The 18915-nt window shown below is 73.7% G+C and carries 19 protein-coding genes; 5 read left to right on the plus strand and 14 right to left on the minus strand.

The window, feature by feature from the left end; all coding sequences use genetic code 11:
• Position 1 precedes the first annotated feature (1 nt).
• Positions 2-2530, minus strand: a complete 2529-nt coding sequence (locus BN3788_RS07085; protein WP_082812670.1) for a flippase-like domain-containing protein — start codon at positions 2528-2530, stop codon at positions 2-4.
• A 118-nt stretch (positions 2531-2648) separates the two neighbouring features.
• A complete protein-coding gene (locus tag BN3788_RS07090) occupies positions 2649-3443 on the minus strand; it encodes a CPBP family intramembrane glutamic endopeptidase (RefSeq protein WP_234346525.1) in 795 nt (264 codons plus the stop codon).
• Between the two features lie 125 nt (positions 3444-3568).
• Here BN3788_RS07090 and BN3788_RS07095 point away from each other — a divergent pair, with 125 nt between their 5' ends.
• Genes BN3788_RS07095 through BN3788_RS07110 form a run of 4 tightly spaced genes read left to right on the plus strand, consistent with a single transcriptional unit; the run spans position 3569 to position 6418 of the window.
• Complete coding sequence (locus BN3788_RS07095; protein WP_066583607.1) at positions 3569-4240, plus strand: hypothetical protein; 672 nt, start codon at positions 3569-3571, stop codon at positions 4238-4240.
• The gene (locus BN3788_RS07100) at positions 4237-4539 is read left to right on the plus strand and encodes a transcriptional regulator (protein WP_066583609.1); all 303 of its coding nucleotides are present in this window, start codon (positions 4237-4239) and stop codon (positions 4537-4539) included. The genes BN3788_RS07095 and BN3788_RS07100 overlap by 4 nt, the downstream gene beginning before the upstream one ends.
• Positions 4536-5597, plus strand: a complete 1062-nt coding sequence (locus BN3788_RS07105) for an ABC transporter ATP-binding protein (protein ID WP_082812672.1) — start codon at positions 4536-4538, stop codon at positions 5595-5597. Before BN3788_RS07100 ends, BN3788_RS07105 begins: the two co-directional genes overlap by 4 nt.
• Complete coding sequence (locus BN3788_RS07110) at positions 5594-6418, plus strand: ABC transporter permease (protein ID WP_066583611.1); 825 nt, start codon at positions 5594-5596, stop codon at positions 6416-6418. The genes BN3788_RS07105 and BN3788_RS07110 overlap by 4 nt, the downstream gene beginning before the upstream one ends.
• Positions 6419-6443: 25 nt before the next feature.
• Here BN3788_RS07110 and BN3788_RS07115 read toward each other — a convergent pair whose 3' ends face one another.
• Both BN3788_RS07115 and BN3788_RS07120 read right to left on the minus strand, forming a co-directional pair.
• Positions 6444-6728, minus strand: coding sequence for a hypothetical protein (locus BN3788_RS07115; protein ID WP_147525081.1), 285 nt, complete (start codon positions 6726-6728; stop codon positions 6444-6446).
• A gap of 145 nt (positions 6729-6873) precedes the next feature.
• A complete protein-coding gene (locus BN3788_RS07120) occupies positions 6874-7242 on the minus strand; it encodes a glyoxalase superfamily protein (protein ID WP_066584356.1) in 369 nt (122 codons plus the stop codon).
• A gap of 174 nt (positions 7243-7416) precedes the next feature.
• Here BN3788_RS07120 and BN3788_RS07125 point away from each other — a divergent pair, with 174 nt between their 5' ends.
• Complete coding sequence (locus BN3788_RS07125; protein ID WP_066583614.1) at positions 7417-7671, plus strand: hypothetical protein; 255 nt, start codon at positions 7417-7419, stop codon at positions 7669-7671.
• A 69-nt stretch (positions 7672-7740) separates the two neighbouring features.
• On the opposite strand, the gene BN3788_RS07130 is transcribed toward BN3788_RS07125, so the two are convergent.
• The 10 genes from BN3788_RS07130 to hemE all read right to left on the minus strand — a co-directional run bounded on the left by BN3788_RS07130 (position 7741) and on the right by hemE (position 18884).
• Positions 7741-10170: a heavy metal translocating P-type ATPase gene (locus tag BN3788_RS07130; protein WP_324609797.1), complete on the minus strand. Its 2430-nt coding sequence runs from the start codon at positions 10168-10170 to the stop codon at positions 7741-7743.
• A 29-nt stretch (positions 10171-10199) separates the two neighbouring features.
• Positions 10200-10439, minus strand: coding sequence for a heavy-metal-associated domain-containing protein (locus tag BN3788_RS07135; RefSeq protein WP_066583617.1), 240 nt, complete (start codon positions 10437-10439; stop codon positions 10200-10202).
• A gap of 40 nt (positions 10440-10479) precedes the next feature.
• Complete coding sequence (locus BN3788_RS07140) at positions 10480-10761, minus strand: metal-sensitive transcriptional regulator (RefSeq protein WP_066583619.1); 282 nt, start codon at positions 10759-10761, stop codon at positions 10480-10482.
• 141 nt (positions 10762-10902) lie between these two features.
• Positions 10903-11817 (minus strand): hypothetical protein, encoded by a 915-nt coding sequence (locus BN3788_RS07145; protein WP_066583622.1) that lies wholly within the window; start codon positions 11815-11817, stop codon positions 10903-10905.
• A gap of 93 nt (positions 11818-11910) precedes the next feature.
• Entirely contained in the window at positions 11911-13245 is a 1335-nt protein-coding gene (hemL, locus tag BN3788_RS07150) for a glutamate-1-semialdehyde 2,1-aminomutase (RefSeq protein ID WP_066583625.1), read from the minus strand.
• Positions 13245-14180, minus strand: a complete 936-nt coding sequence (hemB, locus tag BN3788_RS07155) for a porphobilinogen synthase (RefSeq protein WP_066584364.1) — start codon at positions 14178-14180, stop codon at positions 13245-13247. The genes hemL and hemB overlap by 1 nt, the downstream gene beginning before the upstream one ends.
• A 79-nt stretch (positions 14181-14259) precedes the next feature.
• Positions 14260-15087 carry a uroporphyrinogen-III synthase gene (locus tag BN3788_RS07160; protein WP_066583628.1) on the minus strand — a complete coding sequence of 276 codons (828 nt, stop codon included), beginning with the start codon at positions 15085-15087 and terminating at the stop codon, positions 14260-14262.
• 13 nt (positions 15088-15100) lie between these two features.
• Entirely contained in the window at positions 15101-16168 is a 1068-nt protein-coding gene (gene hemC, locus BN3788_RS07165; protein ID WP_066583630.1) for a hydroxymethylbilane synthase, read from the minus strand.
• Positions 16169-16348: 180 nt separating this feature from the next.
• Positions 16349-17815 (minus strand): protoporphyrinogen/coproporphyrinogen oxidase, encoded by a 1467-nt coding sequence (locus BN3788_RS07170; RefSeq protein ID WP_066583641.1) that lies wholly within the window; start codon positions 17813-17815, stop codon positions 16349-16351.
• Positions 17816-17819: 4 nt separating this feature from the next.
• Entirely contained in the window at positions 17820-18884 is a 1065-nt protein-coding gene (gene hemE, locus BN3788_RS07175) for a uroporphyrinogen decarboxylase (RefSeq protein WP_066583643.1), read from the minus strand.
• Positions 18885-18915: the final 31 nt, after the last annotated feature.

The raw sequence follows: 18915 nt of genomic DNA on the forward strand, positions 1-18915 counted from the left end.
GTCAGATCTCGCCCAGCTTCTGCATGTAGCGCATCGCCACCCAGCCGATCGGGATCCGCAGCCAGTAGGTGAGGGCGCGGAACAGCAGCACCACCGAGGCGGCGACACCGGCGCCGACCCCCGCGCCGATGAGCAGCGCGATCATGCTGGCCTCGATCGTCCCGATACCGCCGGGGATCGGGACGATCGCGCCGGCGGTGTTCCCGGCGAGGTACACGAGCGCGATCTGGATGAGGCTCAGATGCTGCCCGAACGCGGCCAGGCACGCCTGGAACGCGAACACGTACCCGAGGGTCATGCTCACGTTCCCGGCGAAGGCCAGCGCCAGGCGGCCCGGCTGGCCGAGGACCTCGATGAGGCGCGGCCACGTCTGCTGCAGCGTGGGCATGACCTTGCGCAACACCCACTGCCGGACCTTCGGCACCAACAGCAGCGCGACCACGATGGCCACGACGATGGCGCCGACGATGAGCATCGTGGGCGGGACCTTGAACCGCTCGGCCTGGTTGGTGCCGGAGAGCACCGACAGCACCAGCAGCAGCACGATCGTCACGGCGAACTGGGAGACCTGCACGAGGGCGACTGTCGCGGCCGCCAGAGTCGTCGAGACGCCGCGCTTGGTCAGCATGCGCAGGTTCAGCGCCGCTGGCCCGATCCCGGCCGGCGCGGCGACTGCCACGAATGCGGCGGCCGTCTGGGTGAGCGTGGCGCGCCACAGCGACAGCCGCACCGGCGAGAACGCCACGAACACGAGCGCGGCGGCGAAGTGGGTGAACATCCCCAGGGCGAACGCCACCAGGCTCCAGCGCCAGTCGCTGTCCCGCAGGGCCGCGCTGATCTGCTCCACGTTGACGGTGGTCACGACGATGACCGCGGCCACGGCCGTCACGACGATGGTCAAGACCGTGCGGGCACCGAACCGGACGAGCTGCGTCGGCTCCACGTCCGCCTCCGGCAGCCGCTTGACGAGCGCGGAGCGGAGCTCGGTCATGACGTCCTTGTGCTGACGCATCTCCTCGCGGGTCTGGCGCGGCAGCGTGGGGGTCTGCAGCAGCGGGCCGATGGACGCGATCGTCGCGTCGGGGAGCACCGCGACGGCGGACTGCACCGCCCGGGAGGCCCCCACCCGCAGTGCGAGCAGGGCGATGACCTGGGCGACGTCCATCCGACGGGCCAGGTCGGAGGAGGCGACGTCCCCCATCTCCCAGCCCACCAGCCACACCATCGGCTGGCCGAGCAGGCTGTCCATGAGGATCGTGTCGCTGGTCAGCGCGCGGTGCGCGAGGCCTGCGGCGTGCGCGGCGCTGAGCTGCGACCAGATGGCCTCGAGCATCTCGTCGGTGATCTCGTCGGCGTCGAGGTCGGCGAGCGGCACGGCGTCGGGGAGGTGCTCCTGGACCAGCAGCATGGAGTCCTGCACCTCGGCGATGCGCAGCAGCTGCGGGGTGCGCACGCCTGCCGACCGGGCCGCGTAGGACAGCAGCGCGGAGCGCTCGGCGGCCTGGCGCATGGACACCACGGACCTGCCGTCGATGCCCCGCAGCCGCAGCGAGCGCCACAGGCGGGAGAGGCTGCCGACCACCTGCCGGTCGCCGTCGAAGGCCAGCACGTCCAGGCGGCGGCCGTCCTGCGTGGTCAGCTCGTACAGGCGGTGCTCGGAGTTGCGGGTGTAGGCGTCGGCGGCGGTGCGCCGGCCGGGGGATCCCGGGGGCGTCTCCGGGATGCGGATGATCCTGGCGGGGTCGAAGCCGACGCGGCGGATCCCCGTGACCAGGCTGGCGCCGTAGGCCCGCTCGGACTGCACGCCGCTGAGGTAGCGGATGCCCAAGCCGGCGACCCGCCCGACCAGCAGCGAGATCATGACGCCGGGCAACGACACCTGGCCGGTGATGACGACGATGCCGATGGCCACCCACAGCAGGTTCCATGCCCAGCCGACGGTCCTGCGCCGGCTGCGGGTCCCGGCGGCGGTGAGCAGCCCGGCGAGCAGGGCCACGTACCCGGGCACCGTGAGCGTCCAGTCCCCGTTGATGCGCACGGACAGCCCGTCGACCAGGCCCTGCGTGCCGAAGGTGTTCAGGGCCCATTCGAGGCCTGAGCAGAGCAGCAGCGCGGCCATGCCCGCGCCCAGGGCTTCGAGCAGCTGCCGGCCGAGCCTGCGCAACGCCAGCTCGGTGAGCACGGCGACGGGGACCACCAGCGTGACGATCCCCTCGAGCACCGCGACCGGCAGGATGAGGATCTTTCGCAGCACGGACGCGAAGCCCTGCACGTCCTCGGCCACACCCGTCGTGGTGTTCTGCGCGTAGGTCGCCAGGACCATCAGGAGTACCACGCCCAGCGCCGAGGCCACCACGCCGACGAGATCGCCGGGGTGGTGCACGCGCACGGTGGGGGAGTCGGAGATCTCGACGCCGTCGACGACCTCGGTGTGCTGGTCAGCGATGGGATGCGCGTCCGTGTGGGGGTGCTCGCCCTCCTCGCCCGGGGTACGACTGACGCCGAGGGCACCGCTCGGCGTGTCAGGCATAGGGGCGAGTCTAGGGATCGCGGGCTCGGGAGGCCGGGAGAACACCGGTTCTGGGCATTCCTCCACCCACAGCGAATCGCGAGGATCCGCCACGTATCACCCGGCTTCGGGCGGGCGCTCAGCGGATGCCGAGCGCCTCGCGGACCTCTGAGGGCAGCAGCGCGTACCCCACGAACGCCACGACATCGAGCACTGTGTGCGCGATGACCAGCGGCATCACCCGTCGTCGGCGTCGATACCACTCGGCGAACACGACGCCCATCACCACATTGCCGATGAACGGCCCGATGCCTTGGTACAGGTGGTACGAGCCGCGCAGCAGGGCGCTCGCCGCGACGATCGCGACGGGCCGCCACCGCAGGTCGCGCAATCGCTCGGAGAGGTAGCCGACGGCGATGACCTCCTCGAGCAGCGCGTTCTGCAGGGCCGAGAGGATGAGCACCGGCACCGTCCACCAGGTCGCACCCAGCGCGGAGGCCTGCACCTCCACGGTGATGCCCACCGCGCGCCCGAGGATGTACAGCCCCAGGCCGGGCAGGCCGATCAGCGCCGCGAGGCCGAAGCCGGTGGCCAGGTCGCGCCCGGGGCGGGCGAAATCCAGGCCGATGCGTCGGACCGCGCTGCGCCCGTTGGAGGACAGCAGGTAGAGCGCCAGCGCCACGGGCATCAGGGCGAACCCGATGTTGAGGAGCTGGTACGTCAGGTCCAGGTACGGGCGTGCGGAGCGGCTCGGGTTGAGGGTGGTGGACTGGCTGGCCAGCGGGGTGGCGGCGGTGAGCCGGGCCGCGATGCTGACCAGCGAGTACACCGCGGATTGGCCGAGGGAGAGCCCCAGGACGATCCACACCTCGACGGTGAGGCGTCGGCGTACTGCCGACAAGCCGGGGGCTGGTGCTGTCCCGGGGCTGGTCACGCTTCTGAGCGTAGACGGGCTTGCGGGGGCTTGTGCGCCGAAGCCTCGCAGAGTACTTTGCGTTGCAAAGTTCATCTCCGAGGCTCATGGCGCGACCGCGTCAGGCCACACGACGGGAGCCACCCATGCAGCACCCAGGGCACGACCTCGACGACGCGCCGCCGGAGCCCGCCGCCGGCCTGGCGATCATCGCCTCGCAGCAGGAGCGGGTCCGCACGGGGGCCACCGTCGACGGCAGGCTGCTCTTCCTCGCCTGGGGAGCCGCCTGGCTGATCGGCTACGGCGGGCTGTGGCTCGCGACCCAGGGCCTCGATGTCTACCGGCCGCCGATCGGCGCGTTCGTGCTGTTCGGGGTGTGCATCTCCGGGGCTGTCGTGTTCACCATCGTCCACGCGCTACGCCGCAGCGCCGGGGTGCGCGGCCCGAGCACCACCGCGGGCGCCATGTCCGGCTGGGCCTGGTGCCTGGGCTTCGTGGTCCAGGCGGCTGTGATCGGGGGACTGGTCAAGGCCGGCGCGTCCCACGAGGTCGTCGGGATCGCCGCCAACGGGATGGCCTGCCTCATCGTCGGCCTCATGTACATGGCCGCCGGGGCGTTCGACCACCAGCCCTGGCTGTTCTGGCTCGGCGTGTGGGTCCTCGTCGTCGCCGGAGCGGCCAGCACCGTCGGCATACCGCTGACGTATCTGGTGATGGCAGTCGCCGGCGGCGGGGGGTTCCTCGTCGGCGCGGGCATCGAGCACCTGCGGCTGCGGGCGAGCAAGGCACAGGTGGGCGGGACGGCAGTGCCGGCATGAGCGACGTCGAGCTCGACCCCGTCATCCACGCCCAAGCCCGACTCCGCGTGGTCGCCACCCTGGCCGCGCTCGCCCCGGGCGACCGCATCGCCTTCACCCGATTGCAGGAACTCCTCGAGATGACCCCCGGCAACCTCTCGACGCACGTGCGCAAACTCGAGGACGCTGAGTACGTGGCCGTCACCAAGACGCACAAAGGCCGCACGCCGGTGACCTACCTCGCGCTGACCACCACAGGCCGACTGGCCTTCGAACGCTATAGGCGCTCCCTGGCGGAGCTGCTGGGAGGGACCTCATGAGCGGCGCCACCGTGATCCAGGTCGACGGGGTGACGCGCCGGTTCGGCGATGTCCTCGCGCTCGACGACGTGACCCTCGAGGTGGGCGCCGGGGAGCTGGTGGGCCTCCTCGGGCCCAACGGCGCCGGGAAGACCACCCTGCTCAGCCTGGTCAGCGGACTGCGGCGCCCCGACGCCGGGACGGTGCGCCTCTGCGGCCTCGACCCCCGTGACCCGCTCGCCCGGATTGGCCTCGGCACCACCCCGCAGGAGACCGGGCTGCCCGCCTCGCTCAAGGTGCGCGAGGTCGTCGACTTCGTGGGCGGCCACTACCCGGACCCCATGTCGCGCGGGGAGGTGCTCGAGCGGTTCGGGCTCGAGGACTTGGCCGCACGCCAGACCGGTGGCCTGTCCGGCGGGCAGAAGCGCCGGCTGGCGGTGGCGCTCGCACTCGTCGGCCGACCCCGCGTGGTGCTGCTCGACGAGCCCACCACCGGGCTCGACGTCGAGGCCCGGCACATCCTGTGGCAGGCGCTACTCGACTACCACGCCGACGGCGCGACAGTCGTGCTCACCAGCCACTACCTCGAGGAGATCGAGGCCCTCGCCGAGCGGGTCGTCGTGATCGGCGCGGGCCGGGTGCTGGCCGATGACTCCCTCGCCGCAGTGCTGGACCTGGTGGCGGTGCGCCGCGTGGTGCTGTCCGCGCCGCAGACCGAGGCCGCCGCGCTCGCGGCGCTGCCCGGCGTCGTGGGCGTCCGGCGCGACGGCGACCGTTGGACGCTGTTGGCCGCCGATGCGGACCAGGTGGTGCGCGAGCTCGTGCGCGCCGACACCCCGTTCAGCGGGCTCGAGGTCCGCGGAGCCTCCCTCGAAGAGGCGTTCCTGGCGCTCACCGGCGCCGAGACCGCCGTCGCCGAGCCCGTCGTCGACGACGGCATGCCCCTGTTCGCCGAGCGGTCCGCCGCCGAGCGCCGATCCGCCGAGCGCCGCAGCAGCACCGCCGAGCGGACCCCCGACCGCCGCACCGCCGAGCGCCGCGGCGCCGCGCGCCGATCCAGCGAGGAGACCCCGCGATGACCGCCCACGCGCAGCCCGCACAGCCCGCGCCCACCGCCCAGCCGTCGCCCGCGCGGGACGGCGCCCTGCGCTCCTGGGCCAGCCTGGCCCTGCTGCACGGCCGCTACCAGTTCCTCGAGACCGTCCGGGTGCCCATCGCCGTCATCGGCAACCTCATGTTCCCGGCGCTGGCGATGTTCTTCTTCGTGGTGCCGCAGCAGGCCATCGCCCAGGACCCGGTGGCGGCGACTGCCGCCGTGGCGCAGCTCGGCACGTTCGCCGTCATCTCCGCGTGCATGTTCAGCTTCGGCGCGGGCGTCGCCGAGGATCGCGCCCTGCCCTTCGCCCCCTCCCTGCGGACCCTCCCCGCCGGGGTCGGCCCCCGCATGGCCGGGCGGGTGATCAACGGGATCGTGTGGTGCTTCCTCGCCCTCGTCCCGCTGGTGCTCATCGCCGCGCTGTTCACGCAGGCGTCCCTGAGCCTCGGCGAACTGCTCGGCGGACTCGGCATGGTGCCGATCGTGGCGTTCGTGTTCCTGCTGCTGGGGCTCGCCATCGGCTACTCGCTCAGCGCCAAGTCCGCCATCGCGGTGGTGCAGGCCGTCCTCTTCCCGCTGGCGTTCGCGGGCGGCCTGTTCATGCCGCCGCAGATCTTCCCGGACTGGCTCGAGGTCGCCTCCCGCGCGCTGCCGACGCGCGCCGCCCGCGACCTGGTGGTCGAGGTGACCAGCGGGGTGCCCGCCTACAGCTTCGCCGTGCTGGTCCTGGCCGGTTGGGCGGCGATCTTCGCGTCGCTGGCCGTCATCGCCTACCGACGCGACGAGGGGCGCCGGTTCCACTGAGGGGGGGCTGACCGCCGAGCGGTGGCTACCAGCGGGTCGGTGGCGGCTGCTGCTCGGACAGTGCGTGGTGCCGCTGGGGCTCCTCGTCGAGGGCGGGAAGGCGCAGGACTCGCGCTCTGCTCTCCGCGACCCACGTCCACGCATGCCAGGAGCAGGCGCCGAGGATGAGCGTGAAGACGCCAGTGAAGAACCAGGGATAGGCGAGGTCGGGTGAGCCGCCGCTGAGCGCGGCTTTGACCATCGTGGCGAGTTGGAGCAGCGTCCAGACGGTGAACCCCATCGCGACGAGGATCCGCATCGGGCGAGGCATGGCGTCGATCACCCCTCATCGCTGCGGCTGCGCTGGTCTCAACGACCTCATCGACGGATGTCGAAGCCGACTTGAGGTGGAAGCGGCGCCGCTGGCCAGTCCCGACGCCGTGGCGGAGTCAGGCTCCCGCTCGCTCCGGCATGGCTCATCGGGGCGGCAGCTGCTGGACGGCCCACTGGTTGCCGTCCGGGTCGCTGAACCCGGTGAACCGCCCCCAGGGGAGGTCCTGCACGGGCGGGGCGTCGACGTCGTGGGCGATCAGGAACTCGCGTGCGGCGTCGGCGTCGTCGACCACCACCTGCAGGCCCCTGACCGACCCGGGCGCGGCATCCGAGAGCCCGACGCCGATCGAGATCGAGCACGCCGACCCGGGTGGTGTGAGCTGCACGAAGCGCAGGTCATCGGAGACCTGGTGGTCGTGGTCGACCACGAAGCCGACCTTGTCGGCGTAGAACGCCTTGGCCCGGTCCACGTCGCTGACCGGGACGAACACGAGCTCGAGCCTGAAGTCCATCTCATCGACCCCCACCGACGGGCCGCCGACCTGACGCCGGCGGCGCTCCTCATCCTCTCGCCTGCCATGGACCCCCCGCTCGTCGGCGCTAGCCCTGCACCGCGCGCCCTGCACCGCACGCCCGCGTCGGTCTAGCCTGCCGAGGGAGCGGATCGGGCCATCTGGCGAGGGGGCATGGTGGTGAGAGTCGAGGGGCTCGTGCGGGACGCGGGGAGGGGCGACATCGCGGCGATCTGCCAGTTCGGCGAGGCGCACATCCGCTCGCACTACGCGCCGCTGATCGGCGCGCCGGCCGCTGACGCGCAGGTGCGCCGGTGGTGGAACGAGGTGGCGATCGATGCGGGCTTCGCCGTGGAGCGGGTGGAGCCGAGTGCCTCCGGGAGCCCGGCGCTCGACGTGGTGTGGCGCGCGCGACCGCTGGGCGCATGACTGACCCCCGCCGCTCCGGGTGGAGTGACGGGGGTCAGCGCCTCGCAGCGGTGGTGCCTAGTCGAGTGCCTAGTGGAACGTGCGCAGCCGCAGCGAGTTGGTCACCACGAGCACCGAGGAGAACGCCATCGCCGCGCCCGCGATCATCGGGTTGAGCAGCCCCAGCGCGGCGAGCGGGATCGCCGCGACGTTGTAGGCGAACGCCCAGAACAGGTTCTGCTTGATGATCCGCAGGGTGCGCCGGGACAGCCGGATCGCCTCGGGCACCGAGCGCAGGTCGCCGCGCACCAGAGTCAGGTCGGCCGCCTCGATGGCGACGTCGGTTCCGGTGCCCATCGCCAGGCCCAGGTCGGCGGTGGCGAGGGCCGCGGCGTCGTTCACGCCGTCGCCGACCATCGCCACACGGGCGCCCAGGGCCTGCAGGCGCTCGACGGTCTGCACCTTCTGCTCGGGCAGCACCTCGGCGATGACGTCCGCGTCCGGGATGCCGACCGCACGGGCGGCGACGAGCGCGGCCCCGCGGTTGTCGCCGGTGAGCAGCACGGGCCGCAGGCCCAGGGCGCGCAGCTCGGCGACCGCCTGCCGCGAGGTGGCCTTCACGGGGTCGCGGAGCACGAGCACCCCGCGCGCCTTGCCATCCCATGCCGCCATCACGGCGGTGGCGCCGTCGGCCTCAGCCGCCTGGAAGGGCGCGTCGAGGCCGTCGGTGGCCACACCCTGCTGGGCGAGCCAGCGCGGGCGGCCCACCAGGACGCGGCGGGCGAGGCCCACCCCGTCATGCGCGACGCGGACGACGCCCGTGACGCCGTGGCCGGCCTCGTTGCGGAAGTCGTGCACCTGGTCGGAGCCGATGACGACACCGTCCTCGCCGACCTCGGCCGGCACGCGTGACCGGCGGGCGGCGGCGAGCTCGGCTGCCGCGTCGGCGATGGCCCGGGCGATGGGGTGCTCGGAGAGCGCCTCCACGGCGCCCGCGAGGCGCAGCACCTCGTCGGACTCCTCGTCGGCGGAGCCCTCGGGGACCAGCACGTCGACGAGCGTCATGCGGCCCTCGGTGACGGTGCCGGTCTTGTCCAGCACCACCGTGTCGACGGCACGGGTCTGCTCGAGCACCTGCGGGCCCTTGATGAGGATGCCGAGCTGGGCGCCACGCCCGGTGCCGACCAGCAGCGCCGTGGGCGTCGCGAGGCCGAGCGCGCAGGGGCACGCGATGATCAGCACGGCCACGGCGGCGGTGAACGCGGCCTGCGCGCTGCCGCCGGTGACGAGCCAGGTCACGAGCGTGATGACCGCCAGCACCAGCACGATGGGCACGAAGACCGCGGAGATCCGGTCGGCGAGGCGCTGCACGGGCGCCTTGCCGGTCTGCGCGGCGGCGACCAGTCGGCCGATCTGCGCGAGCTGGGTCTCCTCGCCGACGCGGGTGGCCCGCACGACGAGGCTTCCGGAGGTGTTCATCGTCGCGCCGGTCACGTCATCGCCGGGGCCCACATCCACGGGCACCGGCTCGCCGGTCAGCAGCGAGGCGTCGATGGCGCTCGTGCCGGTGACGACCACCCCGTCGGTGGCGACCTTCTCCCCGGGGCGCACCACGAACTCATCGCCCACACTCAGCCGGTCGATGGGCATGCGCTGCTCGACGCGGACGCCGTCGGGGCCGGTGACCAGCACCGCGACGTCCTTCGCGCCGAGGTCCAGCAGCGCCCGCAGCGCGTCCCCGGCCCGGCGGCGGGAGCGGTGCTCCGCGTAGCGCCCAGCCAGCAGGAACGTGGTGACGACGGCGGCGACCTCGAAGTACAGCTCGGGGACGGCCATCTCCATGCCGTCGGCCGCGGCAGCGGGCCACAGCGTGGGCGACATGGTGACGCCGAGCTTCCCGGCGCCGCCGAGCAGCAGGGCCCACAACGACCAGCCGGTGGCGGCGATGATGCCGATCGACACGAGGGTGTCCATCGTCGAGGCGCGGTGCCGTGCGGCGCGCGCGGCGGCGCGGTGGAACGGCCACGCGGCCCAGGTCGCGACGGGCAGCGAGAGCGCGGCGACGACCCACTGCCAGCCGGTGAACTGCAGCGCGGGGATCATCGAGAGCAGCAGCACGGGCAGGGACAGCACGGCGGCGACCTGCAGCCGGGTGCGCAGCACGGAGCCGCGGTCGGGGGTGGGGGCGGACGTGTCCTCGCCGGGCTGCATGTCGTGGCCGGGGGCCATCGAGTGCCCGGACAGCGCGTGCTCCACGGGGTCCATGTCGTCGTGGCCTGCCGCGTCGTGGCGCCCGGTGACGCGGGCGTCGTATCCGGCCTTGCGGACGGCGGCGAGCAGCGTGTCCTCGTCGGTGGGCTCGGTGAGCTCGACGTGCGCGGTCTCCAACGCGAGGTTCACCGTCGCGTTGACGCCGGGCACCTGGTTGAGCCGCTTCTCCACGCGGCCCACGCAGGAGGCGCAGGTCATGCCGGTGACGGCGAGGTCGATCGTGCCGATGGGCGCCTGGGGGGCGGTGATATGGGTGTCGTTCTGGCTTGGTGCTGAGCTCACAGCAGCGACCCCTTGGGGGCCAGCACGTAGCCGGCCTCGTCGACGGCCTCGCGGATCGCGTCGTCGGAGAGCGGCGCGTCGGAGACGACGGTGACCTGCGACGTGCCGCCCGTGACGAGCTCGACGGCGACATCCTTGACGCCGGGCAGCGCGGTCAGCTCAGTCGTGACGTGCTTGACGCAGTTGCCGCACGTCATGCCGTCGACGCCGAACGTGGTGGTGAGGGTCTGGCTCATGGGGGTGTTCCTTCCGGTGGGGTGGCTGGGGTGGGGGCGGTCAGCTGCGCACGAGGCGCGCGATGGCCTCGCTGGCCTCGCGGACCTTCGCGGCGCCGGCCTCGGGGGACTCACGCGCGGCGTTCACCACGCAGTGCCCGAGGTGGTCCTCGACGAGGCCGATGCTGACGGCCTGCAATGCCTTGGTCACGGCGGCGATCTGCGTGAGGACGTCGATGCAGTAGGTCTCGTCCTCGACCATGCGGGCGATGCCGCGGACCTGGCCCTCGATGCGGCGCAGCCGCTTGAGGTAGTCGTCCTTGTCCTGGATGTAGCCGTGCAACGGGTCCTCCGTGGGGTGCGTCGGGCGTGGCGGCTCAGCCGCTCGATCACCCCAACAGGGTACCCCTAGGGGGTATTCCCACACGGGACGTCGGTCCCGGGTCCACGTCGCCTGACGCGCCTCAGTGGGCGCGTGCCCCCGTCACGCTGTGGCCGACGCCCAGCCGTCCGGCACCAGCCGCGCGGGGGTCACATCGTGCAGCGCGCTCATCACGACGTTCGCCTCGTAGGCCGCCGCGTCGACCTTCTCCAGTCCGAGCGACTCCGCCAGGTTCGCGTCGTGGCCGGTGCTCGAGACGCGCGCCACCTGCGCGCCATCCTCATCGGCCCACTGGTCGACCACCCGAACCGGCAGCGGCCCCCACATCGCCGTCACGACCAGCTCGAAGAGCTCGGCGACCTCCGCGCGGGGGACCACGCGCCGCCACCGGCCGGCGGTGGTCCGCGTGAACCCGTCGAGCCCCGGCTCCACCTCCGAGGCGAGCACCACGTCGCCGTCGGGCAGCGTGTCGGCCGCGAAGTGCGCGTCCCGCCACCGGGCCATCAGCCCCACGACGCGCGACAGCGCCGGGCCAGAAGGCTCGGCGCCGTCCTCTGCCTGCCAGCCATGCCCCACATCCACGAACCGGGCGAGCGTCGCGGACGTGCCGTCGGCCCGCACCCGCACCAGCTCCGACCCGGCGGGAACGCGCGTGTGCATCACCCAGAACTGCGGCACGTCCCTGCCGCGCACCGACTGGAACCCCAGGCCCGTGAACGGCGGGCGGTCCACGAACGGCCCGCCGGTGCGCAGGCGGGACGCCTCGTCCGTGCCGCCGACGGCGTCCTCGAAGCGGAGCTGCCCCGACGACGGGAACCGCAGCACGTCGACCCAGGGCGCGTCCGCGCGGAACGGCGACCCGGGGAAGCCCAGGCCGTGCGCCTCATGCAGCACCTCGGCGGTCGTCGCGAACGACACATCCGCAGCGCGGAGCACGAGCCCCGAGACCCGGTCGTAGCCGTCCTCCAGGATCGCCGCGGAGATGGCGGGCGTGACGGCCTTCTGCATGAGCGGCACTGAGAGTCTCCTCGCGTCCGGTACGCGGGGTTCCTCCGCGTCTGGGCCATCATGCCCGATCGCGGCTCAGCAGCCGGGGCCTCCGGCGTGCGGCTACGCGGTCGGGGCCTCGGCGGACGCGGCGGCACGCGCGGCGGCGGGCAGCGCGTCGAGCACGCGCGAGACGGCCTCGTCGTCATGCGCCGCCGAGACGAACCACGCCTCGAAGGCCGACGGCGGCGCGTACACGCCCTGCTCCAGCAGCGAGTGGAAGAACGGCGCGTACCGCCACGAGTCCGTGGCCAGCACCGACGCGTAGTCACGGGCGCCCCGCGCGGCAGCCGAGCTGCCGAACATCGTGCTGAACAGGCTGCCCGCCCACTGCACGGCATGCGGCACCTGCGCCTCGGCCAGCGCGCCTGAGACGGCCGCCCGCAGCGCGGCGGAGACGGTGTCGATGCGGCCGTAGACCGCCGTGTCGGCGGCCCGCAGCGTGGCCAGTCCCGCAGCCGTGGCCACCGGGTTCCCCGACAGCGTGCCCGCCTGGTACACGGGGCCCAGGGGCGCCAACGCGTCGAGCACATCGGCCCGGCCGGCGACGGCCGCCACCGGCAGCCCGCCGCCGATGACCTTGCCGAACGTGAACAGGTCCGGGTCCCAGCCCTCGACGGAGCCCTCCAGGCCCCACCATCCGGCCGGTCCCACGCGGAACCCGGTGAGCACCTCGTCCTGGATGAGCAGCGCGCCATGCTCATGCGCGATGCGCAGCAGCGCCGCGTTGAAGCCCGGCAGCGGCGGCACGGCGCCCATGTTCGCGGGCGCAGCCTCCGTGATGATGGCCGCGATGCTGGCGCCGTGCTCGGCGAACGCCGCCTCGACGGCCTCGAGGTCGTTGTAGGGCAGCACGATGGTCTCGGCGGCCACAGCACTCGTCACACCGGCCGAGCCGGGCAGGCCCAGGGTCGCGACGCCGGAGCCGGACTCGGCGAGGAGGGAGTCGACATGGCCGTGGTAGCAGCCGGCGAACTTCACGATCCGCTCGCGGCCCGTCACGCCACGTGCGAGCCGGACGGCCGTCATCGTGGCCTCGGTGCCGGTGGAGACGAGCCGGACCCGCTCGGCCGCGGGCACCCGCGCCCGGATCTCATCCGCGAGCTCGAGCTCGGTGAGCGTCGGGGCGCCGAAGGACAGGCCGCGGGACGCCGCCTGCTGCACGGCCTCGACGACCACGGGGTGCGCATGGCCCAGCAGTGCCGGGCCCCAGGAGCCGACGAGGTCGACGTACTCGTTGCCGTCCGCGTCCGTCACGTACGCGCCGCGCGCCGACGTGAGGAACCGGGGGGTACCGCCCACCGAGCCGAAGGCCCGGACCGGGGAGTTCACCCCGCCCGGGGTCACCGCTCGCGCCCGCTCGAAGTACGACGCGGACGTCTCGCTCCCTGCACCCATCAGCTCTCCTCCTGCAGCCATCCGGCCAGTTCGACCGCCCAGTACGTCAGGACTTGATCGGCGCCTGCGCGCCGGATGCTGAGCACTGACTCCATCACAGCTCGGCGACGATCGATCCAGCCGTTCGCTGCGGCGGCCTCGATCATCGCGTACTCACCGGACACCTGGTACGCCGCCACGGGCACCGTGGACGTCGCGGCGACGTCGGCGAGCACGTCAAGGTAGGCCATCGCGGGCTTCACCATGACGATGTCGGCGCCCTCGGCGATGTCGAGCGCGACCTCCAGGGCGGCCTCCCGGCGGTTCGCCGGGTCCATCTGGTACGTGCGCCGGTCCCCGTCGAGCTGCGAGTCGACGGCCTCCCGGAACGGCCCGTAGAACGCCGAGGCGTACTTCGCGGCGTAGGCGAGCACCGCCACGTCGTCGTGGCCGTCGTCGTCGAGCACGTCGCGCACCACAGCCGTCTGGCCGTCCATCATGCCGCTGAGCCCCACCACATGGGCGCCCGCCTCCGCCTGCGCGAGGGCCATCGCGGCGTACCGCACCAGCGTCGCGTCGTTGTCCACCCGGCCGTCGGGGGTCAGCACCCCGCAGTGCCCGTGGTCGGTGAACTCGTCGAGGCACAGGTCCGCCTGCACCACCAGCGCGTCGCCGGCCTCGCGGGCGGCGTCGGTGATGGCCACGTTGAGCACGCCATGCGGGTCGGTGGCCTGGCTGCCGGTCGCGTCACGGTGCTCGGGCACCCCGAACAGCATCACGCCGCCGATGCCCGCCTCAGCGGCCTGCGCCACGGCCCGGCGCAGCGAGTCGCGCGAGTGCTGGACCACGCCCGGCATGGAGCGGATCGGGGCGGGCTCGCGCAGGCCCTCCTTGATGAACAGGGGCAGCACCAGGCTGGCCGGGTGCACCCGCGTCTGCGCGTTCAGGCGGCGCATCGCAGGCGTGGCGCGCAGGCGGCGGGGACGCACCCGCCCCACGGGCGCGATGAGGTGCGGCTCGAATCCGGTCACGGGTTCACCTCGGTGCTCTTCTCGGGTGGAGGTCGTGGTGCGGGCGACGTGCGTGGGCCGCGGCGAGGGCGCCGACGAGGCCCGCCGGCGTCTGCGCGTCGGCGATCGCCGCGACGTGGAGGCCGAGGCGACGTGCCTCCGCCTCGGTGCTGGGCCCGATGCAGCACACCAGCACGCCCGGAGGCGGCGGCCCGAGCAGCTCGACCAGGTGCCGGGCCGTGCTGCCGGATGTGAGCAGTGCCGCGTCGATGTCGCCGCCCGTCCACGCGGCGAGGACCTCGGGCTCGGGCGGCGCCCCGCGCAGCGTGCGGTACGCCACCACGTCGTCGACCTGCCAGCCCTGCGCGCGCAGCCCGTCGACGAGCCGCGGCGAGGCCAGGTCGGCATGCGGAGCCAGCACGCGGCCCTCGCCGGACAACGCCGGCCACTGCTCCAGCAGGCTGGCCGCCGACGACGTGCCGCGCGGCACCAGGTCCACGTGGACACCCTCAGCGCGTAGCGCTCGCGCGGTCGCGGGGCCGACGGCAGCCACCCGCGTGTCCGTGACAAGCTCCGCGAGCGTCGAGTCGATCTCCTCGGCGCGGCTGGTGAGCACGGGCAGCGTCGCCGCGCTCGTCACCACGAGCCACGTGTAGTACCCGGAGCCGAGCGCGAGCAGGAGGTCGTCGAGCTCGGTGGGGTCCTCCGGCGGGACCGTGGTGATGAGCTCGACGGTGACGGGCTCGGCGCCCGCCGCTGTGAGCGCGATGGCCACCGGGTCAGGCCCGGTCGCGGCGCGGGGCACCAGCACGCGGAGCCCGCTGAGCGGACCCTGGTCGAGAGCTGCGGTCATCGGTGGACGGCCGTCATCGCTGGTCACCGGCCACGGAGGCGCTGGGCGTGGCAGCGGGGCCGACCTGGGCGATCTTCGCCGCGCCTGAGGCGAGCAGGTCGTCGGCGACGGCGTGGCCGAGGGCGAGCGCGAGGTCGTCATAGGGCGACGTGCCGTACAGGACGGGGCTGAGCACGGTGGGCAGCAGTCCGTGGTCCGGGTTCATCGACGGCACGTGCAGCCGGACCGAGCCGGACCGCCGGAGCTCGGTGGAGCCGTCCAGGCTGATCACCACGGCATCGAGCATCAGGCGCGGGTCGTCGGGCGCCGACTCGTCGATCCACGCGTGCGCGCCCACAGGAGCCGCGCATCCGGCCTCGAGGTGGAAGAGCAGCGTGCGCTCGGCGAACACCGCGAGCCGCGTGCGAGGGTCGTCGAGCCCGGCCAGCGCCTCGGCGAGGTCCTCGCCCAGCGACTCCACGGTCCCCGGGCTGCGGACCTCCACCCCGAGGGCGCCCTGTCCGGGCGCCGGCGTCATGACGGCGGGGTCGATCACCTCCGTGATGGCGTCGAGCCTGCCGAGCCGGGCCAGTCCCGCGCGGGCCAGGATGACGGCGTCGAGGTCCCCGGGCGCGACCCGGCCGAGCCGGGTGTCGACGTTGCCGCGGATGTCGACCACGTCGAGGTCGGAGCGGGCCGCCAGGAGCTGGGCCTTGCGGCGCGGCGATCCGGTGCCCACGCGGGCGCCAGCCGGCAGGGTCGCGATCGTCCAGCCCTCGCGGGCGCACAGCGCGTCGCGGGGGTCCTCGCGTGGCGGCACGGCGCCGAGCGCGATGCCCTCCATCGGCGCCGTGGGCAGGTCCTTGAGGGAGTGGACCGCGACGTCGACCTCACCGGCGAGCAGCGCGTCGCGCAGCGCGGTGACGAAGACCCCGGCGCCGCCCAGCGTGGACAGGGGGCCGGTCAGCCGGTCGCCGTCAGTCCGCACGTGCACGATCTCGACGTCGAGCGTTCCCGCGCTGGCGAGCGCTGTGGCGACGTGTCCGGTCTGGGTGAGGGCCAGGGCGCTGGCGCGGGTGCCGATACGGACTCTCGTGGGCATGGGGTCCAGTGTCGTCCTCGCTCGGGCTGATGTCGAAAGGCGTATGCCGGGAGTGCTCACACGGCGCTCCCGGAAAGGGATGTGACGCGACGTCAGAATGTCATTTCCTGGTCGATCGTGAGGTGTTCCTGACTCGCTGTCAGAACGGCAATTGTCAAGGGCTTCAGGCGCATTCTCGGCCTATTGCCGGCCCAGGAGGTCACGAGTCGCGGCGCGCGCGTCCGGGACCACCGACGCGAGCCCGTTGCCCGCCACCCAGGCGCCGCACACCGCGAGCCCGGGCGTCGGCGCGACAGCGGCACGCACCCGGGCGACAGCCTCCCGATGGGAGGCGCTCGGCCGGGGCAGCGACTGCGACCACACCACCCGGGCCGACGCCACCAGCTGGTCGGCGCCGAGGCGAGTGCCCAGCAGGGTCGACGCGTCGCGCAAGGCCAACGCCGTCAGCTCGTCGTCAGGCAGCGCGCGCGGCCCGGGGTCATCGCCCGCGACCCCGTAGGACAGGCGCACCACGTGCCGGCCCTGCCCGGCGGCCGCCGCGAGCCACGCCCACTTCGCCGTCCCATGAGTCAACGCCTTGGCCCGCACGCCGCGTGCCTGGCTCTGCACGGCCGGCGAGGTGAGCACCCCCGTGCCGCGCGGGGCCGCGTCCAGCGCCGGCGCGTCGAGGACCAGCGCCACGAGCACCACCTCGGCCCCCGGGTCCAGCACCACCCCCGCCATCTGCGGCGCCACGCCCGCCAGCAGGCCCACCGCAGCCGGGGTCGCCACCACGAGCCGATCCGCCCGCAGCAGCCCAGCGGCGCCCTCGGCGTCCTCCGTCACCACCTCGAACGACGGCGGCTCCGCGGCAAGCGCCAGCTGGCGCACCGCGACCACGCGGACGCCCGTGCGGATCTGCCCGGCCCGCCCGGCGAGGTCCGCGGCCAGCGCGTCGACCAGCACGTGCAGCCCGCCGTCGAACCCCGCGACCGCCGAACCCGCCGGCGCCGCCGCGCGCAGCGACCGCACGGCGCCCGCCAGGCTGCCCTGCTGGGCGAGCGCCGCCCGCAGGCCCGGCGCCACGGCGTCCACGGCCAGGTCATCCGGGTCGGCGGCATGCACGCCGGCCACCACGGGCCGGACCAGGCGCTCCAGCACGCGCGGCCCCATCCGGCGCCGCACCAGCGACCCCAGGCTGACCTCGTCCCCGCCGCGGGCGCCCCACCACGCGGGCAGCATGCGGTCCACGCTCGCGCGCACAGCGCCGAGGGTCCCCACCGTCTGCCGCACGTCAGCCGCCCACGGGTCCGTCGGGATGCCCAGCACCCCGGCGCGCGGCAGCGGCCCAGCGCCGTGCGCGAGCTGCACCCAGGCGCCTCGGGGCTCAGGCCGCACGACGCGCTCGCCCACGCCCAGTTCGAGCGCGAGCTCGGCCACGGCGCCGCCTCGCGTCGCGAAGGACTCGGCCCCCGAGTCCAGCGTCAGGCCGGCCACGACGTGCCGCCCCACCGCGCCGCCGACGACCTCGCGCGCCTCCACCACGAGGGTCCGCAGGCCGCTGGCCGCGAGGTCCCGCGCGGCGACCAGCCCGGCGACGCCACCCCCGACGACCACTGCGTCCCAGTGCTCGGCAGGTCCGGGCTGGCCGGGGTCGGGGGCGGCCATCGGGCTACGCCTCGTGCACGAGCTGGACGACGCGGGTGAGGACCTCCGGGTCGGTGTCTGGCGGCACCCCGTGCCCGAGGTTCACCACGTGGCCTGGCGCCTGGGCGCCGCGTGCGATGACATCCCGCACATGGGCCTCGAGCACGGGCCATGGGGCCTTCAGCAGCGCCGGGTCGATGTTGCCCTGCAACGGGGTGCGCCCGCCGAGCCGCCGGTTCGCCTCGTCCAGGGGCAGCCGGTAGTCGACGCCGATGACATCGGCCCCGACGTCGCGCATCGCGGCCAGCAGCTCGCTGGTGCCGGTGCCGAAGTGGACAGTGCGCACCCCGAGGCCGGCCACGCTCGCGAGTGCCCGGCCCGACGACGGCGCCGCATGCGCCACGTAGTCGGCCAGCGACAGCGAGCCCGCCCACGAGTCGAAGAGCTGGGCGGCGCTGGCCCCCGCGAGCACCTGGGCGCGCAGGAACGCGCCCGTCACGTCGGCGGCCCACTCGGTCAGCGCCCGCCAGGTGTCGGGGTCGGCGTGCATCATCGTCCGCGCGGCCAGGTGGTCCCGCGACGGGCGGCCCTCCACCAGGTACGCGGCCAGGGTGAACGGGGCGCCCGCGAAGCCGATCAGCGGCGTCGACCCGAGTGCGGCGACCGTCAGCGCCACGGCGTCGGACACCGGCTCGAGGGCCTCAGCGGTGAGCGGGCCGGCGTCGCGCAGCCGCGCCACATCCTCCGCCGTGCGCACCGCGGAGCCCATGACCGGGCCCACGCCGGGGACGATGTCGACGTCCACGCCGGCCAGCAGCAGCGGCACCACGATGTCGGAGAAGAAGATCGCGGCGTCCACGTCGTGCCGGCGGACGGGCTGCAACGTGATCTCGCTGGCGAGCTCCGGGCGCAGGCAGGACTCGAGCATCCCGACCCCCTCGCGCAGGGCCCGGTACTCCGGCAGCGAGCGACCCGCCTGCCGCATGAACCACACCGGACGGCGGCTGGGAGCCTCGCCGGAATAGGCGGCCACCAGTGCCGAATTAGTCGTGCGGCCGTCGACGAGCGGATGTGTCACAGGAAGGCTCACCGCTCGATTGTGCCGGATATTCCTCGGGATG

The sequence above is a fragment of the Cellulomonas timonensis genome, assembly GCF_900046455.1.
In the GTDB taxonomy this organism is placed as follows: Bacteria; Actinomycetota; Actinomycetes; order Actinomycetales; family Cellulomonadaceae; genus Cellulomonas_A; species Cellulomonas_A timonensis.

Bases quoted from the DNA above. Each gene is read 5' to 3' on its own strand.
- hemL (WP_066583625.1), bottom strand. From the start codon at position 13,245: ATGGGTGCAGGGAGCGAGACGTCCGCGTCGTACTTCGAGCGGGCGCGA.
- hemB (WP_066584364.1), bottom strand. From the start codon at position 14,180: ATGCGCCGCCTGAACGCGCAGACGCGGGTGCACCCGGCCAGCCTGGTG.
- BN3788_RS07135 (WP_066583617.1), bottom strand. From the start codon at position 10,439: ATGAGCCAGACCCTCACCACCACGTTCGGCGTCGACGGCATGACGTGC.
- BN3788_RS07105 (WP_082812672.1), top strand. From the start codon at position 4,536: ATGAGCGGCGCCACCGTGATCCAGGTCGACGGGGTGACGCGCCGGTTC.
- BN3788_RS07095 (WP_066583607.1), top strand. From the start codon at position 3,569: ATGCAGCACCCAGGGCACGACCTCGACGACGCGCCGCCGGAGCCCGCC.
- hemC (WP_066583630.1), bottom strand. From the start codon at position 16,168: ATGCCCACGAGAGTCCGTATCGGCACCCGCGCCAGCGCCCTGGCCCTC.
- BN3788_RS07125 (WP_066583614.1), top strand. From the start codon at position 7,417: ATGGTGGTGAGAGTCGAGGGGCTCGTGCGGGACGCGGGGAGGGGCGAC.
- BN3788_RS07120 (WP_066584356.1), bottom strand. From the start codon at position 7,242: ATGGACTTCAGGCTCGAGCTCGTGTTCGTCCCGGTCAGCGACGTGGAC.
- BN3788_RS07170 (WP_066583641.1), bottom strand. From the start codon at position 17,815: ATGGCCGCCCCCGACCCCGGCCAGCCCGGACCTGCCGAGCACTGGGAC.
- BN3788_RS07100 (WP_066583609.1), top strand. From the start codon at position 4,237: ATGAGCGACGTCGAGCTCGACCCCGTCATCCACGCCCAAGCCCGACTC.
- BN3788_RS07160 (WP_066583628.1), bottom strand. From the start codon at position 15,087: ATGACCGCAGCTCTCGACCAGGGTCCGCTCAGCGGGCTCCGCGTGCTG.
- BN3788_RS07085 (WP_082812670.1), bottom strand. From the start codon at position 2,530: ATGCCTGACACGCCGAGCGGTGCCCTCGGCGTCAGTCGTACCCCGGGC.
- BN3788_RS07110 (WP_066583611.1), top strand. From the start codon at position 5,594: ATGACCGCCCACGCGCAGCCCGCACAGCCCGCGCCCACCGCCCAGCCG.
- BN3788_RS07115 (WP_147525081.1), bottom strand. From the start codon at position 6,728: ATGCCTCGCCCGATGCGGATCCTCGTCGCGATGGGGTTCACCGTCTGG.